Genomic DNA, 17,771 nt, shown 5'->3' on the forward strand with positions numbered 1-17,771 from the left:
GCTAAACCGTATCGCCTGCATCGCGAGCAAGCTTTGCTCCCACAGGGCTCCATTGGCTTCCACAGGTTTTTTGCATGCGCTGGGGTTCATAATGGCCGGCGCGGTTTTGAGGGGAGATGAAGATTTGTTAACTGGACGATGGATGGGGCTTGTGGTGCTGGCCGGCGTGTTGTCGGGTTGCGGCAACGGCGACACCCTGGAGCGCTTCGACGGCCCGACCATGGGCAGTCATTATTCGATTCAGTACGTCAGGCATTCCGCCGGGCCCACTGCGAAAGCGGTGCAAATCGAGGTGGAAAGCATCCTTGCTGAAGTGGATCGGCAACTCTCGACCTATCGCAGCGACTCGGACATCGAGCGTTTCAACGCGCTGCCGGCCAACAGCTGTCAGGTCATGCCTGGCCCGGTCCTGGCGTTGGTCCGCGTAGGTGAGCAGTTGTCGGTTCAAAGCGACGGCTCCTTCGACCTGACCGTGGAACCGCTGCTGAACCTGTGGGGCTTCGGTCCCCAGTCTCGCGAAGAAAAAGTACCGACCGCCGAAGCCTTGACCTTGGTGCGCCAGCGCGTCGGTCATGGTCATTTGCGCATCGAGGGCGACCGATTGTGCAAGGACACTGCGGTGGAAGTCGACTTCAACAGTGTCGCCGCGGGCTATGCCGTCGACCGCATCGCCGCCAGGCTCCAGGCCCTGGGTATTGACAGTTACCTGGCCGAAGCCACCGGAGAACTCAAGGCCGTCGGGCGTAAACCCGATGGTTCGGCCTGGCGTATCGCCCTGGAAGAACCCCGGGACGATCGGCAAGTGGCCGAGCGTGTCATCGAGGTCAACGGCTACGGGGTTTCCACCTCGGGCGACTACCGTAAATATTTCGAACAGGGCGGCAGGCGTTATTCCCACACCTTTGATGCTCGTACTGGTGCGCCGGTCCTACATAACCTGGCGTCAGTCACGGTGATTCATCCTTCGGCGTTGATGGCCGATGGACTATCGACGCTGTTGCTGATTCTCGGTCCTGAACGGGGTTGGGACTATGCCGAAAAGCATGGTGTCGGGGTATTTTTCGTGCTGCGGGACAAAGATGGTTTTGTCACCCGCACCAACGATGTGTTTGAACGGATGAGCAGCGGAAAAAGCCAATGATGACAGCGTTACGAAAGCGTACCTGTGGCGAAATAGCGCAGGCAAAACTAGCCTACGACGCGACCAAGGGGTAATGTGCGCGGCGTTGACGCTTCTATAGACTGTGGCCGGGCTCGTGAACCGGCCCCAAATTGTTCCTTCATGCCGCGGGCCGGCATGATTTAGCCGTCGGTGCCAAGTGTGGTGCCGCGGCCTGTTCTGAGGAGTACGCATGGCTGTCTACAACTACGACGTGGTGGTACTGGGCTCTGGCCCGGCGGGGGAAGGCGCGGCAATGAACGCGGCCAAGGCAGGGCGCAAGGTGGCGATGGTCGACAGCCGTCGGCAGGTCGGCGGCAACTGCACCCACTTGGGTACCATCCCGTCCAAGGCCTTGCGTCACTCGGTCCGGCAGATCATGCAGTTCAACACCAACCCGATGTTCCGGGCCATCGGCGAGCCGCGCTGGTTCTCCTTCCCGGACGTGCTCAAGAGCGCCGAGAAGGTGATCTCCAAGCAGGTGGCCTCGCGCACCGGTTACTACGCCCGCAACCGCGTGGACGTGTTCTTCGGCACCGGCAGCTTTGCCGACGAGCAGACGGTCGAAGTGGTCTGTGGCAATGGCGTGGTCGAGAAGCTGGTGGCCAAGCACATCATCATCGCCACCGGTTCGCGCCCGTATCGTCCGGCCGACATCGATTTCAACCATGCACGTATCTACGATAGCGACACCATCCTGAGCCTGGGTCACACCCCGCGTAAGCTCATCGTCTACGGCGCTGGCGTGATCGGTTGCGAATACGCCTCGATCTTCAGCGGCCTGGGTGTGCTGGTGGAACTGGTGGACAACCGCGGCCAGTTGCTGAGCTTCCTGGACTCGGAAATCTCCCAGGCCCTGAGCTATCACTTCAGCAACAACAACATTACCGTGCGCCACAACGAAGACTACGACCGCGTCGAAGGCGTCGACAATGGCGTGATCCTGCACCTCAAGTCCGGCAAGAAGATCAAGGCCGACGCCTTGCTCTGGTGTAACGGTCGTACCGGCAACACCGACACCCTGGGCCTGGAAAACATCGGCGTGAAGGTCAACAGCCGCGGCCAGATCGAAGTCGACGAGAACTACCGTACCTGCGTACCGAACATCTACGGTGCCGGCGACGTGATCGGTTGGCCGAGCCTGGCCAGTGCCGCCCACGACCAGGGCCGCTCGGCCGCTGGCAGCATTGTCGACAATGGCAGCTGGCGCTTCGTCAACGACGTGCCGACCGGCATCTACACCATCCCGGAGATCAGCTCGATCGGCAAGAACGAGCAGGAGCTGACCCAGGCCAAGGTGCCTTATGAAGTGGGCAAGGCCTTCTTCAAGAGCATGGCGCGGGCGCAGATCGCCGGCGAGCCGCAAGGCATGCTGAAGATCCTGTTCCACCGCGAGACCCTGGAAGTGCTGGGCGTGCACTGCTTCGGCTACCAGGCGTCGGAGATCGTGCACATCGGCCAGGCGATCATGAACCAGCCCGGCGAATTGAACACGTTGAAGTACTTCGTCAACACCACGTTCAACTACCCGACCATGGCCGAAGCCTATCGGGTAGCGGCCTATGACGGGCTCAACCGGCTTTTTTGAGCGGCTCCGGCCGGTGGCCTGAGCCGGCCGGGGAGACCGATTTCAGCAATTCTCGAGGGTGGCAGTGGCCAAACCGGGAAAGTCTGTAATCAGGCTGTCAGCGCCAAAGTCGGCGAGCCTGCGCATCAGCGCGGGCTCGTTGACGGTCCACACCGACACATGCAGCCCCTGGCGCTGCGCCTTGACCAGGCGTTCCGGCGTGCACAGGGTCCAGTTCAGCGCCAGAATCTCGCAGCCGTAACTCTGGGCGACCTTCAACGGGTCGAGCCAGGCGTATTCGGCCACCAGTCCGCGGGAGATGTCCGGGGTCAGGTCCAGGGCTGCCTTGAGCACTTCCCGGGAACTGGACGTGATGGTGATTTTGTCCAGCAGCCCGAAACGCTGGGCCATTTCGCGAATGCCCAGCACCGTGGCGGCGGCGCGGGTGCGCGAGGCGCTCTTGACCTCCAGTTGCCAGTGCTCGAAATCACACTTTTCGAACAGCTCCTCCAGACGTGGGATCGGGCACGGCTTGATCCAGCCCGGGCCACCCTTGCGCGCATCGTAGGTCACCAGCTCGGCGGCGGTATGCTCGACCACCTTGCCCCGGCGATCGGTGGTGCGCTTGAGGGTCGGGTCGTGGATCACCATCAACTCGCCGTCCATCGAAAGGTGCAGGTCCAGTTCGCAACGGCGTACGCCGTGCTTGAGGCACTCCTGAAAACCGGTCAGGGTGTTTTCCGGCGCTTCGCCCTTGGCGCCGCGGTGGCCATAAATGAGGGTCACGGTTCTTCCTTATTGATACCTGAGTCGTTCTGTTCCCGGGCCAGGCGACGCTCTTGCGCCTGTTTCTGCAGGATGTAGCGGGCCAGCAACTGGCGCTGGGCGTCGGTCGGGCGTTCAAACTCGGTGCCCACGTCGTAGCCGTCGCCCTTGGGGTCGCAGTGGGTGACCCGCGCCCGCAGCAACAAGCCGAGGGCCTGGGGCATCAGCACCAGTTTGACCGACAGGTGCGCGCCCACCGCGATGGGGGTAGGGGACTGGAAGTCGATACCGCCTTCGGAAATGATCACCGGTTGCGGTTCGCCGATTTCGCCGAGCGCAGTGAGGGCAATGACCTGGCTGAGCAGGTCGATGCGTTTGTTCATTGCCTTGAGGTACGCCGCGATGCTGCGTTCGCGCTCGCTGATCTGGCGCAGCAGGTGCTGTGATTCGAATTCGCTCAGGTGCAATTCACTGAGCAGATTGAACAATGGAGAAGCATCCTGCAACACTTCCTGGCCAGCAGCTTCAGGAATGGACAGGGGCCGAATTTCCAGTGCGATCGTGTCCTCGATACGGTAGTATTCGCGGCGATCTTCTTCATCTAATGTCGACATGGCGAACCCATGGTAGCGGCGGTGGTCTGAGTGTAAAGCTGGTTTGTGACCCCCGCCACAAGGACGTTCCTTTTCCCTCCGAACAAGCCCCGACATGTTCAGACCTCTCTTCGTATTTATCGGCACGCGTTATACCCGTGCAAAGCGTCGCAATCATTTCGTATCGTTCATTTCCCTGACGTCCATCATCGGGCTGGCCCTTGGCGTGGTCGTGATGATCGTCGTGCTCTCGGTGATGAACGGCTTCGACCATGAGATGCGCACCCGCGTGCTGGGCATGGTGCCCCACGCGACCCTCGAATCCGGCGAAGCCATCAGCGATTGGCCGAGCCTGGCCGCCAAGGTCAAGCAGAACCCGCAGGTGCTGGCCGTTGCGCCGTTCACCCAGATGCAGGGGCTGCTGACCAACGACGGCAAGGTGTCAAAGGTCTTGCTCAATGGCATCGACCCCGGGCTCGAGCGGCAGGTGTCGATCATCGACAACTTCATGCAGCAGGGAAAACTCGACGACCTGGCGCCAGGCAGTTTCGGCATCGTCATCGGCGACAAGGCCGCGGCCAAGCTCGGCGTTGCCATCGGCGACAAGCTGACCTTCGTCGCCCCGGAGGTCACCGTGACCCCGGGCGGCATGTTCCCGCGCATGAAACGCTTTACCGTGGTCGGCATTTTCCATGTCGGCGCCGGCGAGCTGGACGGTTACCTGGGCGTCACCAACCTTCAGGACCTGGCGCGCCTGCATCGCTGGAAGCCGGATCAGGTCCAGGGCCTGCGGTTGAAGTTCGACGACCTGTTCCAGGCACCGCGCGTTGCGTGGACCATCGCCCAGCAGCTCGGCGAAGACCGCTACTACGCCCGGGACTGGACCCGCACCCACGGCAACCTGTACCAGGCGATCCGCATGGAAAAAGCCATGATCGGCCTGCTGCTGTTGCTGATCGTTGCCGTGGCGGCGTTCAACATCATCTCCACGCTGGTGATGGTGGTGAACGACAAGAAGGGCGACATCGCCATCCTGCGCACCCTCGGCGCCACGCCGGGGCAGATCATGCGGATCTTCATGGTCCAGGGCACGGTCATCGGTGTGATCGGTACGTTCGTCGGCGCCCTGGTGGGGATGTTCGCCGCGCTGAATGTCAGCGCCGCGATTGCCGGACTGGAAGGCCTGATAGGGCACAAGTTTCTCAACGCCGACGTGTACTTCATCGACTACCTGCCATCGCAATTGCAGGCCGATGACGTGTTGATGGTCTGCGGCGCCGCGTTGGTCCTGAGTTTCCTCGCCACCCTGTATCCTGCCTGGCGTGCCGCGCGCACCCAGCCTGCGGAGGCGTTACGTTATGAGTGAGTCGGGCATGAGTGAAAAAGCAATCTTGAGCTGCCGCAACCTGGGCAAATCCTACGAGGAAGGCCCGGAGTCGGTGGTGGTGTTGTCGGGCCTGCAACTGGAGTTGCATCCTGGCGAGCGCGTGGCGATTGTCGGCACCTCCGGGTCGGGCAAAAGTACCTTGCTCAACCTGCTGGGCGGCCTGGATACGCCAACCGCCGGCAGTGTCTGGCTGGCCGGCGAAGAACTTTCGGCGCTGAACGAGAAGGCCCGTGGCCTGCTGCGCAACCGTTCCCTGGGCTTCGTCTACCAGTTCCACCATTTGCTGCCCGAGTTCACCGCGCTGGAAAACGTCTGCATGCCGCTGTTGATCGGTCGCACGGCGATTCCCGAGGCCCGTCAGCGCGCCACGGCGTTGCTGGAGCGGGTAGGGCTGGGGCATCGCCTGGAGCACAAGCCGGCCGAGCTGTCCGGTGGTGAGCGCCAGCGCGTGGCGATTGCCCGGGCCCTGGTCAACAAGCCTGGTCTGGTGATGCTCGACGAGCCGACCGGCAACCTCGACTCCCACACCGCCCAAGGCATCCAGGATTTGATGCTGGAGCTCAGCACGTCGATGCGCACCGCGTTCCTGGTGGTGACTCACGACATGAACCTGGCCCGGCAGATGGACCGCGTCCTGCACTTGCAGGAAGGTTGCCTGACGCCCATCTGACCGACCGAAACCCGGTACTTGAAACACGTGCCGGGTCTTTTATTTTCATACGGTGCCCCGCGAATGTTCAGACCGTTATCGATTTTTATCGGCACGCGCTATACCCGCGCCAAGCGCCGCAATCGCTTTGTTTCGTTCATCTCCATGACCTCGATGATCGGCCTCGCCCTGGGTGTGCTGGCGATGATCGTGGTGTTGTCGGTGATGAACGGCTTCCAGCGCGAAATGAGTTCGCGCATCCTCGGCATGGTGCCCCACGCTACCCTCGTCGGCGTCAATCCGATCGACGACTGGCAGCCGGTGGCCGCCGCGGCGCTGAAAAATCCTGAAGTCATCGCTGCCGTGCCGTTTACCGAGATGGAGGGGATGCTGAGCCATAAGGGCTCGATGCAGCCGATCCAGATCAGCGGCGTCGATCCGGCCCAGGAAGGCAAGGTGTCCATCGTCGCCCAGCATATCGTCCAGGGGCGTCTCGATGCCTTGAAACCGGGCGAGTTTGGCGTGGTGATTGGCGAAATCACCGCCCGACGCTTTCGCTTGAACGTCGGCGACAAAATCACCCTGATCGTGCCGGAAGTCAGCACGGCCCCCGGTGGCATCACCCCACGGATGCAGCGGCTGAATGTGGTGGGTGTGTTCAAGGTGGGCGCCGAGCTGGACGGCTCCATGGCGCTGATCCACCTGGCCGATGCCGCACAGATGCAGCATTGGCAGCCGAACCAGGTACAAAGCGTGCGCCTGGCGGTGAAGGATCTGTACGCGGCGCCCAAGGTCTCCGGTGACATCGCCACCGGCCTGGGCGCGGCCTACAAGGCCGACGACTGGACCCACACCCAGGGCAGCCTGTTCAGTGCCATGAAAATGGAAAAAACCATGATCGGCTTGCTGTTGCTGATGATCGTCGCGGTGGCGGCGTTCAACATCATCGCCACCCTGATCATGGTAGTGAACGACAAAGGCGCGGACATCGCGATCCTGCGCACCATCGGCGCCACGCCGCGGCAGATCATGGCGATCTTCATGGTCCAGGGCACGGTGATCGGCGTTGTCGGCACGCTGATTGGCGGCGTGCTGGGGGTGATCGCGGCGCTGAACGTCAGTGCGCTGGTGGGCTGGCTGGAACGGGTCAGCGGCCAGCACATCTTCAGTTCCGACGTGTACTTCGTCAGCAACCTGCCGTCGGAGCTGCAGCGTGGCGACGTGGTGCTGATCTGCTCGGCCGGGTTCATCCTGAGCTTCCTCGCCACCGTGTACCCGGCATGGCGTGCGGCGAAGATCGAACCGGCGCAGGCGTTGCGGTATTCCTGATACGACACAGACCTCTGTGGCAGAAGGGCTTGCTGAAGACTCCGCTGTGGGAGCAAGGCTTGCCCGCGATGCAGGCGACGCGGTCTGCGGGGGAAACAAGGCGTCTGCATCGCGGGCAAGCCTTGCTCCCACAGATATGTTCCTTCGCCACAGGGGGGGGCGTCGGACTTAATCCCTCTTCGGCAATTCGATCAGGAACCGCGTCCAACCATCGGCCGATTCACAGCGAATCTGCCCGCCATGGGCGCGGATGATCGAGCGGGTGATGGCCAGTCCGAGTCCCGCGTGTTCGCTGCTGCCCTCCTGGCGAGCCGGGTCGGCGCGGTAGAAGCGGTCGAACAGGCGCGGCAGCAAGTGCGCTGCAATCCCCTCGCCACTGTTTTCCACGCTGATGTTCACTCCTTGAGCCTCATCGACAATGCGCACCCGCACTTCGCCGCCAGCGGGGGTGAAGCGCAGCGCATTGTCCAGCAAGTTGGAGAGCGCCCGACGCAGCATGTTGCGGTCACCCTCGATGCGGCTCTCGCCCTCGCGGCTCAAGCGTACGTTGGCGTCTTCGGCCAGGGGCGCGAAGAAGTCCAGCAGCACGTCCACCTCTTCGGCCAATTGCAGCGGTTCGCGATTGAGCGCCAGCAGGCCGTGGTCGGCCTTGGCCAGGTACAGCATGTCGTTGACCAGTTGCGCCATCCATTGCAGTTCTTCGAGGTTGCTGTGCAACGCCTCGCGGTAATCCTCCAGGGGCCGTTCGCGGGTGAGGGTGACCTGGGTGTGGGTCAGCAGGTTCGACAGCGGCGTGCGCAATTCATGGGCGATGTCGGCAGAGAACGCTGAGAGCCGCTGAAACGCATCGTCGAGGCGTCCGAGCATGGCGTTGATGCTGTGGGCCAATTCCGCCAGTTCGGCGGGCATTTGCTCTTCGGGCAGTCGGGCGTTGAGTGAGCGGGCCGAGACGTTGCTGGCGATGGCGCCCATGCGCCGCAAGGGGCGCAAGGCCCGCCGGGCGGCCCAGGCACCCAGCAGGGCGGTGGCCAGGGCCGAGAGGCCGACGGTCAGCCAGATCAGGCGCTGCATGCGTTGCAGGAAGTGCTGGTGGTGGGTGATGTCCAGCAGCAGGGTCAGTTGCGGCGAATTAGCTCGGTCGGGATACAGCGGGGCATTCAATACGCGGTAATCGGTGTCGGCATCGCTGAGGGTCGACAGGCCGGGACGCTCCGGCAATTGAGCCGGAATCCGGATCGAGCTGTCGTACCAGCACACACCATCGCTGCCTTTGATGCGCAGCGCCAGGTCGGCCTGGCGGCTCAGTTCATCTTCCAGGCGCGCCTGGGTCTGCTCTGCGTCGAGGTCTTGCAGGGCCCGGCGCAGGCCGATCAGCTTGCCTTCGAGCAGTTGCTGGTCCAGCTCGATGAAGTGCGCCTCGCTGCCACGGCTGAACAAGACCCCGGCGAACAATGACACCACCGCGGTGCAGGCGGCGAACAGCAGCGCCAGGCGACTGCTCAGCGACCACCGCCCCCTCACAGGGCGCGCTCTTCAAGCACATAGCCCATGCCCCGCACGGTGTGGATCAGTTTGCTGGGGAAGTCGTCGTCAATCTTGATTCGCAGGCGTCGTATCGCGACTTCGATGACGTTGGTGTCGCTGTCGAAATTCATGTCCCAGACCTGGGACGCGATCAGTGATTTGGGCAGCACTTCGCCCTGGCGGCGCAGGAGCATTTCCAGCAAGGCGAATTCCTTGGCGGTGAGGTCGATGCGCCGCCCGCTGCGTTCGACGCGGCGACGGATCAGGTCCAGGCGCAAGTCGGCCAGCTGCAGGCTGGTTTCCTGTTGCGTCGAACTGCCTCGCCGCAGCAGGCTGCGTACCCGCGCCAGCAACTCGGAAAAGGCAAAGGGCTTAACCAGGTAATCATCGGCGCCCAGTTCCAGGCCGTGTACCCGATCCTGTACCGCATCCCGCGCGGTGAGAAACAGTACCGGCGTATCCAATCCGGCCCCGCGAACGGCTTGCAGGATCTGCCAGCCATCGCGGCCGGGCAACATCACGTCGAGGATCAGCAAGGCGTATTCACCGCTCAAGGCCAGTTGCTGGCCGGTGATGCCATCGGCCACCAGGTCGGCATTGAACCCGGCTTCACTCAGGCCTTGGCGCAGGTATTGGCCGGTTTTGGTTTGGTCTTCGACGATCAGCAGTTTCATGGGCAGCTCAGGGCATGGTTTGAACGTGGGCGTTATACCGCGGCGGCCGGGGCCGTGGCACAACCTGACAGAGTTGTAATGCAACTGTCAGTCAATTGGCAGCCGCACCGATCTAGAGTCTTGGGCAAGTTGAACCTTACCTTGTCGGAGTATGAACATGTTGATGGTAAACCGTCTGATCCTGGCCGCCTCTGCGTGGGTTTTGAGTAGCTCGTTGTGGGCGTCGCCCGGTGCGCACTTTGATTTCGGCCAGCCCGCACCGGCGGCCAAGGCCAGTCGCACCATCGAGGTGGTGATGGGCGACATGTCGTTCAATCCCGGTACGCTGGATATCAAGGCGGGCGAGACGGTGCGGTTCGTACTGATCAATAAAGGCCAGTTGTTGCACGAATTCAACCTCGGTAACGCCGCGATGCATGCCCAGCACCAGCAGGAAATGCTCAAGATGCAACAGAGCGGCATGTTGACGCCGACCGGAATGAAGCCGGGAATGGACCATGCCTCGATGAATCCGGCCTCAATGGGACACGGTGGTAAAGACGGCATGATGCGTCACGACGACGCTAACAGCGTGCTGGTTGAGCCGGGCAAGTCCGCCGAGCTGACCTGGGCTTTTGGCAAGGCTACCCGGCTGGAATTTGCCTGCAATGTCCCCGGTCATTACCAGGCCGGGATGAAGGGCAACCTGACAGTCAGTCAGTAAGCACTCAAAGGCTGCGGCAAAGGCTGATAGAATCGGCTGATTCTTCAGTCAGGTTTCCGTCATGCATCCCGCAGCCGAACATTCGCCGCTGGGCAAATCCAGCGAATACATCGCCACGTACACGCCGTCACTGCTGTTCCCCATCCCGCGCACGGCGAAATGGGCGGAACTGGGCCTGACGGCCGAGACCCTGCCGTACAAAGGCGTGGATTTCTGGAACTGCTTCGAGCTGTCGTGGCTGCTGCCGTCCGGCAAGCCTGTGGTGGCCATCGGTGAATTCGCGATCCCGGCGGATTCGCCGAATATCATCGAGTCCAAATCCTTCAAGCTGTACCTCAACTCCTTGAACCAGACCCCGTTCGCCGATACCGCGAGCCTGGAAGCGACCCTGCGCCAGGACCTGTCGGCGGCTGCCGGCAAAGCAGTGGGCGTGCGGATCCGCAGCCTCAAGGACGTGGAACGTGAAGGCATCGTGGCGCTGCCCGGTACGTGCATCGACGATTTGGACATCAGCGTCGACTCCTACGCGCACCCGCGCCCGGAACTGCTGCGTTGCGATGCTTCGCGCATCGTCGAGCAAAGCCTGCACAGCCACTTGCTCAAGTCCAACTGCCCGGTGACCAGCCAGCCAGACTGGGGCAGCGTGGCGGTGGAATATCGCGGCGCGGCCCTGGACCCCGCCAGCCTGCTGGCCTACATCGTCAGCTTTCGCCAGCATTCGGATTTCCATGAGCAGTGCGTGGAGCGGATCTTTCTCGACCTGCAGCGCTTGCTCAAGCCGGAGAAACTGACGGTGTACGCGCGGTATGTGCGGCGTGGCGGGCTGGATATCAACCCGTATCGCAGCACTGAAGACGTCCAACTGCCGAACCATCGCCTGGTCCGCCAATGAGTATCTAATGTGGGAGCGGGCTTGCTCGCGAAGGCGGTGTATCAGTCGACATCCATTTGGCTGACACACCGCCTTCGCGAGCAAGCCCGCTCCCACAGTGGATTGCATTTCAGATTGCCAACATTAAAAAGCCCCGCTAGCGATAGCAGGGCTTTTTGCATTTAAAGGGTTCAGATCCCCATATTGCCCAAGGCTTGCACGATGTTGCGCAAGGTCCCGGCAAGGGTGGGGTGTTCCACCTCGAAGCGTTCGACCGCCAGGTTCACATTGTCGGCGAGGTTGTTGTCCGGCGCTTTGGTTTCCAGCTCAAGCTCAAGTTCGATCTTTTGCATCAGCGCGTGCAGGTCATCGCGCTCGACTTCGGAAAGTGGTGGATTCTGTTCCAATTGCTCGCGCAGTTTGTTGAGCTGTTCTTGCAGTTCGCGGGCAGGCATTGGCGTACTCCCTTTATTGATAGGCACAGCCATGGACCGCGACGCTGGGTCAAAAGTCCGTGGCTTGCCTTAAGAGTAATCCACACTCACGCTCCCTGCATGATCCCGGTCATGGCTTCTCGCCTTTGAGTCGGCGCAGGCTGATGTCCGCCAGGCAAGTGTCGAGTTCGCCCAGGTGATCGATCACCGAATGCACCCCCAGGCCGAACAATTGCACGGTGGCCTTGGCGCGCTTGGTTTCCCGCTCCTGTTGGCTCAGCGCCTGCCATTCGCCAGGCGCCAGGCCACACAGCGAGCCGCAGGACGCCAGGCCGATGGTCCACAAACCGGCGTTGAGCCCCGACTGCAACAACCGGGGTTCGCCACTGACCAACACGCAACCGTCCAGTTGCTGGACATTGAGCGCCATCAGCGCCTGCCAACAGGCATGCGGCGCCGGCCAAGGATTATTTGTTGCTGGAAGTTGCGGCGGTTTGATCCATGTCGGCAATGAAGCCGCCAGGGCATGGCTGACGGCAGGTGGCAGTTCGTCGAGCCAGGCGCAGGGGATTTCCTGGCGCTGCAAGTGGTGCAAGCTCTCAAGGGCGCCCGGTGTCGGCTGTGCATGCTCATCCGGCGCTGCCCCTGGCTGACGGATGCGTGCGCCGAAATCCACCAGGCATCCGCTCAGGCCAAACAGGACGGCGGTCAGGCTGGCGGCGGGGAGGGGCAGGGTTTCGGGGCGGGGCATGGGAACGTCCTTGAAATAACCAGCAGCCTAAAGGGCCACGATGACAGTCCGGTGACAGTGAAATGAAGGGCAGTGGTCGCGGAAACGTCCTACGCCCGCTTGTTTTTTCGGTGCTGCCTATCCACGCGTTCCGTCTTATACTAGCCAGCTTACCGCCTGGGCTCGGCGCCCTTGCTTGAACAATCCAAGGAGTTTTCCTCTATGCGCTGGAGCCATCGTCTAGCTCAGCTGTGTCTTTCCACCTGCGCCCTGCTGGTACCGTTCGCCACTCAGGCCGCCACGGAAGAAGATCCTTGGGAAAGCATCAACCGTCCAATCTTCACCTTCAACGACACTGTTGATACCTATGCGCTCAAGCCACTGGCCCAGGGTTATCAATACGTGACGCCGCAGTTCCTCGAAGACGGCATCCACAACATGTTCCGCAACATCGGTGACGTCGGCAACCTGGCCAATAACGTGCTGCAGGCCAAGCCGGCCGCTGCCGGGGTCGACACCGCCCGGTTGGTCTTCAACACCACCTTCGGCCTGCTGGGCTTCTTCGATGTGGGCACCCAGATGGGCCTGCAGCGCAGCGATGAAGATTTTGGCCAGACCCTGGGCTACTGGGGCCTGGGCAGTGGGCCGTATCTGATGTTGCCGCTGTTGGGGCCAAGCACCCTGCGTGACGCGCCGGCCAAACTGGTCGATGACTACACGGCCCCGTATCGTTATATCGATAACGTCTCGGTGCGTAACTCTATTCGAGGCCTGAACGTCGTCGACACCCGCGCCAGCCTGCTGTCGGCCGAGAAGATGGTGAGCGGCGACAAGTATGTCTTCATCCGCAACGCCTACCTGCAAAACCGCGAATTCAAGGTCAAGGATGGCCAGGTCGAAGACGATTTTTAATTTCGACCTGTAAAACCACGAAGGCGGCCCAAAAGGCCGCCTTTTGTGCTTTGGCGTCGGCTTTGAGCAGGTTTGATCCTTCCATTGAGTTACGCTTCGCTCGGTTCTTATAACTCTCTGTGCTTTGACAAATAAAGACGGCAAGCGGCTATCTGCATGAGCTTGAAACGCCCCGCGGATGGGAGTACCGTCTGCGCCTTAGAAGGGCACCTCTGATGTAGTTGTGTGTAGGGCAAAGGCCTGAAGCCGGTACGACAGAGAGGCTAGAAAGCGAATCCAGTAGTGCGTGCCAGGCCAGACCGCCCAGCCCGCTACGCCAACCTAATTCTGGCGCCGTTTGCCCACATGCCAAAAACCAGTGCCACGCTGCTGATAATCGATGATGACGAAGTGGTGCGAGCCAGTCTCGCAGCCTACTTGGAAGACAGTGGTTTCAGCGTCCTGCAGGCCAGCAATGGCCAACAGGGTCTTCAGGTATTCGAGCAAGACAAGCCCGACCTGGTCATCTGCGACCTGCGCATGCCGCAGATGGGCGGACTCGAACTCATTCGCCAGGTCACCGAGATTTCCTCGCAGACCCCGGTGATCGTGGTTTCGGGCGCGGGCGTGATGAACGACGCGGTCGAGGCATTGCGCCTGGGCGCGGCGGATTACCTGATCAAGCCCCTTGAAGACCTCGCGGTGCTCGAGCACTCGGTGCGCCGGGCCTTGGACCGTTCGCGGCTGTTGTTGGAGAACCAGCGTTACCGCGAAAAGCTGGAAACCGCCAACCGCGAACTGGAAGCCAGCCTGAACCTGTTGCAGGAAGACCAGAACGCCGGGCGCCAGGTGCAGATGAACATGCTGCCGGTCAGCCCCTGGACCGTCGACGATTTCCGTTTTGCCCACCAGATCATCCCGTCGCTGTACCTGTCGGGCGATTTCGTGGACTATTTCCGGGTCGATGAACGACGTGTGGCGTTCTACCTGGCGGACGTTTCCGGCCATGGTGCTTCTTCGGCATTCGTGACGGTGCTGTTGAAATTCATGACCACACGCCTGTTGTTCGAATCCAAGCGCAACGGCACGCTGCCAGAGTTCAAGCCCTCGGAAGTCCTTGGGCATATCAACCGAGGCCTGATCAGTTGTAAGCTGGGCAAACACGTCACAATGGTCGGTGGAGTCATCGACGAGGAGACTGGTTTGTTGACCTATAGCATCGGCGGTCACCTGCCTTTGCCTGTGTTGTATACACCAGACAGCGTTCGTTACCTGGAAGGGCGTGGTTTACCGGTGGGCCTGTTCAACGAGGCCACCTACGAAGACCACGTACTGGAATTGCCGCCGACATTCAGCCTGACGCTGATGTCTGATGGCATTTTGGACCTTTTGACAGAACCTACACTCAAAGAGAAAGAAGCGGCCTTGCCTGAACGGGTGAGTGCAGCGGGCGGCAGCCTGGAAGGCTTGCGTCAAGTGTTTGGATTAGCCACGCTCGGGGAGATGCCGGATGATATCGCCCTGTTAGTGTTGAGCAGGAACCTTTGATGAGTACCGGTAGAATCCAGTTCGCCGAGCAGGACGGCACCTTTGTCCTGAAGTTTGTCGGTGAAGTGCGCCTGACCCTGTGTTCGGCGCTGGATGCGACTATTGAGCGGATCTTCACCTCGCTGAACTTCAGCGCCATCGTGATCGACCTGACCGAAACCCGCAGCATCGACAGCACCACATTGGGCCTGCTGGCCAAACTGTCGATCCTGTCGCGGCAGAAGGTCGGCCTGCTGCCGACAGTCGTCACCACCCACAACGACATTACCCGTCTGCTGCAATCGATGGGCTTCGACCAGGTGTTCAACATCGTGGGCGACCCTGTGCCGTGCCCGGAATGCCTGGACGACCTGCCTGACCAGGACCAGTCCGAAGAAGAAGTGCGGATCAAGGTGCTCGAAGCCCACAAGATCCTGATGGGGCTCAACGACTCCAATCGTGAAGCCTTCCATGACCTGGTGAATGCGCTAGAGGGGCCTTGACCTCGGGGCATGTATTGGCCTGACGGACGCCTTCGCGAGCAAGCCCGCTCCCACAGGTCTTGCGCCGGTCAAAAAAACTGAATCCTACCCAAATCCCCCTGTGGGAGCGGGCTTGCTCGCGAAAGCGCCGGTTCAGCCACCTGATCCCTCAGCGCGAAGCCAAATCCCAATAAAAAAGGGCGAACCCACCAAGGTTCGCCCTTTTTGCATGCCTTGTGAATCAGCTCAAAGCTTGGCTTGCAGCAACGCCTCCAGCTTCTCCTGGTCCCGGGCAAACTGACGAATACCTTCTGCCAGTTTCTCGGTCGCCATGGCGTCCTCGTTGGACAACCAGCGGAACTGCGTTTCATTGAGGATCAAGCGCGTTTCCCCGGCTTGCCCTGGCGCCAGCTTGCGCTCCAGCTTGCCTTCGTCGGCTGCCAGTTTTTCCAGCAGGTCCGGGCTGACGGTCAGGCGGTCGCAGCCGGCCAGTTGCTCGATCTGGTTGAGGTTGCGGAAGCTCGCGCCCATGACCACGGTCTTGTAGTCATTGGCCTTGTAGTAGTTGTAGATGCGCGTCACCGACTGCACGCCCGGATCATCAGCGCCGGTATAGTCGTTGCCATTGGCTTTCTTGTACCAGTCGTAGATACGGCCCACGAACGGCGAAATCAGGAACACCCCGGCATCGGCGCAGGCGGCGGCCTGGGCGAAGGAGAACAGCAAGGTCAGGTTGCACTGGATGCCTTCACGCTCCAGCTGCTCGGCGGCACGAATGCCTTCCCAGGTGGAAGCGATCTTGATCAGCACGCGCTCGCGGCCAATGCCGGCCTTGTCGTACAGATCGATCAGGCGATGCGCACGCTTCAACATGGCCTCGGTGTCGAACGACAGGCGCGCGTCCACTTCAGTGGAAATACGCCCAGGGATCACTTTCAGAATTTCTTGCCCGACCGCCACGGCAAAACGGTCGCTGGCCAGGCCCACATCGCCCTTGCAGTCCGCCACACAGGCGTTCAGCTGTTCGGCATAACCTTGAATGGCCGAGGCCTTGAGCAGCAGGGAAGGGTTGGTGGTCGCGTCCACGGGTTTGACGCGGGCGATGGCCTCGAAGTCGCCGGTATCGGCCACGACGGTGGTGAATTGTTTGAGTTGTTCCAGCTTGGAAGTCATGAGCGTGCTCTGTCCTATGGGTCCGTTGACATTACCCGAGGGCCGGCAGCCACTCAAGGGCGTGAAGGGGTATCGACGGGCCCCAGCGGCAACAACCTGAAAACGGCTGTTTGAAAGGCCGGGGCGGTATCGGTAGATACGATGCCAAAACAGCGCGCAGGTTCAAAGCAAGTGACGGTTAACGCCCTTCCAGCAGTTGCCCCGCCTGATCCAGCAGCGCCAATGGATCCTTGGTTTTGTGAATATCCACCGACAACAACTGCCGAAACCGCCGCGCCCCCGGGAACCCGGTGCCCAGGCCCAACACGTGACGAGTGATGTGATGCATCGCCCCGCCAGCGGCCAGGTGATCGGCGATATAAGGTCGCAACTGCGCCAGCGCCTCGGCCCGGGTGATGATCGGCGCGGTGCTGCCGAACAGCTGCTGATCGACTTCAGCCAGCAGATACGGGTTGTGATAGGCCTCGCGCCCCAGCATCACACCGTCGAAGGTCTGCAAATGCTCGTGGCACGCCTCCAGCGTCTTGATCCCGCCGTTGAGCACAATCTCCAACTCCGGAAAATCCGCCTTCAACCGCGCAGCCACGTCATAACGCAGCGGCGGGATGTCGCGATTCTCCTTCGGCGACAACCCCTCCAGAATCGCAATCCGCGCATGCACGGTAAAACTCGTGCAACCGGCCTCCCGCACCGTCCCGACAAACTCACACAACTGCTCGTAACTGTCCCGCCCATTGATCCCGATGCGATGCTTGACCGTCACCGGAATCGACACCGCATCGCGCATGGCCTTCACACAGTCAGCCACCAAATCCGGATGCCCCATCAGGCAGGCGCCGATCATATTGTTCTGCACCCGATCGCTGGGGCAGCCGACGTTGAGGTTCACCTCATCGTAGCCGTGGTCCTGGGCCATACGGGCGCAGGCGGCCAGGTCGGCTGGGACGCTGCCGCCCAGTTGCAGGGCTAGCGGGTGTTCGGATGGGTGGTGGCGTAGGAAACGTTCGTGGTCACCGTTGAGTAGCGCGCCGGTGGTGACCATTTCGGTGTAGAGCAGGGCGTGTTTGGAGAGGATGCGTAGGAAGAAGCGACAGTGGGCGTCGGTCCAGTCCATCATCGGGGCGACGGAGAAGCGGTGGGAGAGTGGTGCAGTTTGTAAGGGCATTGGGAATCTGATTCATCGGGGCGAATGGACGCAGTTTATCAGGGATGCTTGTCGGGTACTTGGCGGGCTCTCAAGCCTAGCCACTCAATCTTTGATGACAACCTGGCAGAGCGGATGCTCGGTCAGTGTTTCAACTCACACCTTGTGT

The 17,771-nt window shown here is 61.2% G+C and carries 18 protein-coding genes; 10 read left to right on the plus strand and 8 right to left on the minus strand.

All coding sequences use genetic code 11. The features are described 5' to 3' along the window. Window positions 1-142: 142 nt before the first annotated feature. Both AD662_RS09895 and sthA read left to right on the plus strand, forming a co-directional pair. Window positions 143-1,141 (plus strand): FAD:protein FMN transferase, encoded by a 999-nt coding sequence (locus AD662_RS09895; RefSeq protein ID WP_235862391.1) that lies wholly within the window; start codon window positions 143-145, stop codon window positions 1,139-1,141. A 211-nt stretch (window positions 1,142-1,352) separates the two neighbouring features. Then, window positions 1,353-2,747, plus strand: coding sequence for a Si-specific NAD(P)(+) transhydrogenase (gene sthA / locus AD662_RS09900; protein ID WP_003183399.1), 1,395 nt, complete (start codon window positions 1,353-1,355; stop codon window positions 2,745-2,747). Window positions 2,748-2,789: 42 nt separating this feature from the next. Here sthA and AD662_RS09905 read toward each other — a convergent pair whose 3' ends face one another. Together AD662_RS09905 and AD662_RS09910 are read right to left on the minus strand one after the other, a co-directional pair. Continuing rightward, window positions 2,790-3,512: a glycerophosphodiester phosphodiesterase gene (locus AD662_RS09905; protein ID WP_018604880.1), complete on the minus strand. Its 723-nt coding sequence runs from the start codon at window positions 3,510-3,512 to the stop codon at window positions 2,790-2,792. Further along, window positions 3,509-4,105, minus strand: a complete 597-nt coding sequence (locus AD662_RS09910) for a PilZ domain-containing protein (RefSeq protein WP_018604881.1) — start codon at window positions 4,103-4,105, stop codon at window positions 3,509-3,511. Before AD662_RS09910 ends, AD662_RS09905 begins: the two co-directional genes overlap by 4 nt. A gap of 94 nt (window positions 4,106-4,199) precedes the next feature. On the opposite strand from AD662_RS09910, the gene AD662_RS09915 reads away from it, so the two are divergent. From AD662_RS09915 to AD662_RS09925, 3 genes are all read left to right on the plus strand, one after another. Beyond that, entirely contained in the window at window positions 4,200-5,450 is a 1,251-nt protein-coding gene (locus tag AD662_RS09915) for a lipoprotein-releasing ABC transporter permease subunit (protein ID WP_014339347.1), read from the plus strand. A gap of 7 nt (window positions 5,451-5,457) precedes the next feature. Beyond that, entirely contained in the window at window positions 5,458-6,141 is a 684-nt protein-coding gene (gene lolD / locus AD662_RS09920; RefSeq protein WP_162843734.1) for a lipoprotein-releasing ABC transporter ATP-binding protein LolD, read from the plus strand. Window positions 6,142-6,204: 63 nt separating this feature from the next. Continuing rightward, window positions 6,205-7,449: a lipoprotein-releasing ABC transporter permease subunit gene (locus AD662_RS09925; RefSeq protein WP_018604884.1), complete on the plus strand. Its 1,245-nt coding sequence runs from the start codon at window positions 6,205-6,207 to the stop codon at window positions 7,447-7,449. Window positions 7,450-7,617: 168 nt separating this feature from the next. Here the strand turns inward: AD662_RS09925 and AD662_RS09930 are convergent, their stop codons facing one another. Then, window positions 7,618-8,970 carry a heavy metal sensor histidine kinase gene (locus tag AD662_RS09930; RefSeq protein WP_053186884.1) on the minus strand — a complete coding sequence of 451 codons (1,353 nt, stop codon included), beginning with the start codon at window positions 8,968-8,970 and terminating at the stop codon, window positions 7,618-7,620. Beyond that, the gene (locus tag AD662_RS09935) at window positions 8,967-9,647 is read right to left on the minus strand and encodes a heavy metal response regulator transcription factor (protein WP_014339344.1); all 681 of its coding nucleotides are present in this window, start codon (window positions 9,645-9,647) and stop codon (window positions 8,967-8,969) included. The genes AD662_RS09930 and AD662_RS09935 overlap by 4 nt, the downstream gene beginning before the upstream one ends. Before the next feature lie 157 nt (window positions 9,648-9,804). Between AD662_RS09935 and copI the strand changes: the two genes are divergently transcribed. Next, window positions 9,805-10,350, plus strand: a complete 546-nt coding sequence (gene copI, locus AD662_RS09940; RefSeq protein WP_053178624.1) for a copper-resistant cuproprotein CopI — start codon at window positions 9,805-9,807, stop codon at window positions 10,348-10,350. Window positions 10,351-10,411: 61 nt separating this feature from the next. Next, window positions 10,412-11,242, plus strand: coding sequence for an NADPH-dependent 7-cyano-7-deazaguanine reductase QueF (gene queF / locus AD662_RS09945; RefSeq protein ID WP_013692631.1), 831 nt, complete (start codon window positions 10,412-10,414; stop codon window positions 11,240-11,242). 170 nt (window positions 11,243-11,412) lie between these two features. Here queF and AD662_RS09950 read toward each other — a convergent pair whose 3' ends face one another. Together AD662_RS09950 and pcrP are read right to left on the minus strand one after the other, a co-directional pair. Continuing rightward, window positions 11,413-11,676 carry a DUF4404 family protein gene (locus AD662_RS09950; RefSeq protein ID WP_018609983.1) on the minus strand — a complete coding sequence of 88 codons (264 nt, stop codon included), beginning with the start codon at window positions 11,674-11,676 and terminating at the stop codon, window positions 11,413-11,415. A gap of 109 nt (window positions 11,677-11,785) precedes the next feature. Next, window positions 11,786-12,406: an HAD superfamily inactivated hydrolase PcrP gene (gene pcrP, locus AD662_RS09955; RefSeq protein WP_053186887.1), complete on the minus strand. Its 621-nt coding sequence runs from the start codon at window positions 12,404-12,406 to the stop codon at window positions 11,786-11,788. Window positions 12,407-12,607: 201 nt separating this feature from the next. Here pcrP and AD662_RS09960 point away from each other — a divergent pair, with 201 nt between their 5' ends. The 3 genes from AD662_RS09960 (at window position 12,608) to rssC (ending at window position 15,306) form a co-directional block, all read left to right on the plus strand. After that, entirely contained in the window at window positions 12,608-13,297 is a 690-nt protein-coding gene (locus AD662_RS09960; protein WP_018609988.1) for an MlaA family lipoprotein, read from the plus strand. A 345-nt stretch (window positions 13,298-13,642) separates the two neighbouring features. Continuing rightward, window positions 13,643-14,824 (plus strand): two-component system response regulator RssB, encoded by a 1,182-nt coding sequence (gene rssB / locus AD662_RS09965; RefSeq protein WP_014339338.1) that lies wholly within the window; start codon window positions 13,643-13,645, stop codon window positions 14,822-14,824. After that, window positions 14,824-15,306 (plus strand): anti-sigma factor antagonist RssC, encoded by a 483-nt coding sequence (gene rssC, locus AD662_RS09970; protein WP_018609990.1) that lies wholly within the window; start codon window positions 14,824-14,826, stop codon window positions 15,304-15,306. The genes rssB and rssC overlap by 1 nt, the downstream gene beginning before the upstream one ends. 225 nt (window positions 15,307-15,531) lie before the next feature. Here the strand turns inward: rssC and tal are convergent, their stop codons facing one another. Next, window positions 15,532-16,458: a transaldolase gene (gene tal / locus AD662_RS09975; RefSeq protein WP_018609992.1), complete on the minus strand. Its 927-nt coding sequence runs from the start codon at window positions 16,456-16,458 to the stop codon at window positions 15,532-15,534. 178 nt (window positions 16,459-16,636) lie between these two features. Then, window positions 16,637-17,623 carry a tRNA dihydrouridine(20/20a) synthase DusA gene (gene dusA / locus AD662_RS09980; protein WP_053186890.1) on the minus strand — a complete coding sequence of 329 codons (987 nt, stop codon included), beginning with the start codon at window positions 17,621-17,623 and terminating at the stop codon, window positions 16,637-16,639. Window positions 17,624-17,771: the final 148 nt, after the last annotated feature.

This window comes from Pseudomonas kilonensis, from assembly GCF_001269885.1.
Taxonomy (GTDB): domain Bacteria; phylum Pseudomonadota; class Gammaproteobacteria; order Pseudomonadales; family Pseudomonadaceae; genus Aquipseudomonas; species Aquipseudomonas kilonensis.

What these genes read in the sequence shown, in the direction of transcription:
- AD662_RS09895 (WP_235862391.1), top strand. Translation starts at nt 143, where the DNA reads ATGGGGCTTGTGGTGCTGGCCGGCGTGTTGTCGGGTTGCGGCAACGGC.
- sthA (WP_003183399.1), top strand. Translation starts at nt 1,353, where the DNA reads ATGGCTGTCTACAACTACGACGTGGTGGTACTGGGCTCTGGCCCGGCG.
- AD662_RS09910 (WP_018604881.1), bottom strand. Translation starts at nt 4,105, where the DNA reads ATGTCGACATTAGATGAAGAAGATCGCCGCGAATACTACCGTATCGAG.
- AD662_RS09915 (WP_014339347.1), top strand. Translation starts at nt 4,200, where the DNA reads ATGTTCAGACCTCTCTTCGTATTTATCGGCACGCGTTATACCCGTGCA.
- lolD (WP_162843734.1), top strand. Translation starts at nt 5,458, where the DNA reads ATGAGTGAAAAAGCAATCTTGAGCTGCCGCAACCTGGGCAAATCCTAC.
- AD662_RS09925 (WP_018604884.1), top strand. Translation starts at nt 6,205, where the DNA reads ATGTTCAGACCGTTATCGATTTTTATCGGCACGCGCTATACCCGCGCC.
- AD662_RS09935 (WP_014339344.1), bottom strand. Translation starts at nt 9,647, where the DNA reads ATGAAACTGCTGATCGTCGAAGACCAAACCAAAACCGGCCAATACCTG.
- copI (WP_053178624.1), top strand. Translation starts at nt 9,805, where the DNA reads ATGTTGATGGTAAACCGTCTGATCCTGGCCGCCTCTGCGTGGGTTTTG.
- queF (WP_013692631.1), top strand. Translation starts at nt 10,412, where the DNA reads ATGCATCCCGCAGCCGAACATTCGCCGCTGGGCAAATCCAGCGAATAC.
- AD662_RS09950 (WP_018609983.1), bottom strand. Translation starts at nt 11,676, where the DNA reads ATGCCTGCCCGCGAACTGCAAGAACAGCTCAACAAACTGCGCGAGCAA.
- pcrP (WP_053186887.1), bottom strand. Translation starts at nt 12,406, where the DNA reads ATGCCCCGCCCCGAAACCCTGCCCCTCCCCGCCGCCAGCCTGACCGCC.
- AD662_RS09960 (WP_018609988.1), top strand. Translation starts at nt 12,608, where the DNA reads ATGCGCTGGAGCCATCGTCTAGCTCAGCTGTGTCTTTCCACCTGCGCC.
- rssB (WP_014339338.1), top strand. Translation starts at nt 13,643, where the DNA reads ATGCCAAAAACCAGTGCCACGCTGCTGATAATCGATGATGACGAAGTG.
- rssC (WP_018609990.1), top strand. Translation starts at nt 14,824, where the DNA reads ATGAGTACCGGTAGAATCCAGTTCGCCGAGCAGGACGGCACCTTTGTC.
- tal (WP_018609992.1), bottom strand. Translation starts at nt 16,458, where the DNA reads ATGACTTCCAAGCTGGAACAACTCAAACAATTCACCACCGTCGTGGCC.
- dusA (WP_053186890.1), bottom strand. Translation starts at nt 17,623, where the DNA reads ATGCCCTTACAAACTGCACCACTCTCCCACCGCTTCTCCGTCGCCCCG.